Raw genomic sequence first — 469 nt, 5'->3', positions numbered from 1 at the left:
ATTCCCGAGGAACAAGTCCGGCCCCTAGCTGGTTCGGTTTATGTAGCATGCAGGTTCGGCCATGGTTGAGGTCGAGAAAAGGAAGCAGAAGGTTATCGCCGACCTTATACGACGGTGGATTACGTCAGAAGCCATCCGCGACTACCTTCGCAAGGCGCTAAATCTTCCGGTAGAAGAGGGGCTGCCGGACGAGCATAAGTCTTTGCTTGATGAAATTGATCAGGCCAACAAAGAGTGAATGCGTGTTGGCCGTGAACTGCCCACGATGTTTGGTTAAAAACGTACGCGGCCAGACTCATCGTCCCCATCGGCTTATAGTTGTTCTTCCGAAAGGGGAGGCTTCGATGCTACCATTACCCCACGCCGTCGATCCAAAGGTAGTTGCTGAGATCAATAGTCTGCTAGCCCATCACGCCGGGGCGGTACCGGTCCCCGTTCACAAACTCGCGGCGGTTGTCCGGCTGCGCCT

1 protein-coding gene is annotated in these 469 nt (G+C 54.8%); it reads left to right on the top strand.

Annotation, left to right across the window (positions count from 1 at the left end):
* Positions 1-61 precede the first annotated feature (61 nt).
* A complete protein-coding gene (locus tag E5W70_RS32680; RefSeq protein ID WP_292665506.1) occupies positions 62-238 on the top strand; it encodes a hypothetical protein in 177 nt (58 codons plus the stop codon).
* Positions 239-469: the final 231 nt, after the last annotated feature.

Source organism: Mesorhizobium sp. (genome assembly GCF_005063415.1).
Classification (GTDB): domain Bacteria; phylum Pseudomonadota; class Alphaproteobacteria; order Rhizobiales; family Rhizobiaceae; genus Mesorhizobium.
This window is presented reverse-complemented; position numbering and strand designations above follow the sequence as displayed.

Coding starts and splice junctions, on each gene's coding strand:
- E5W70_RS32680 (WP_292665506.1), top strand. CDS start 62: ATGGTTGAGGTCGAGAAAAGGAAGCAGAAGGTTATCGCCGACCTTATA.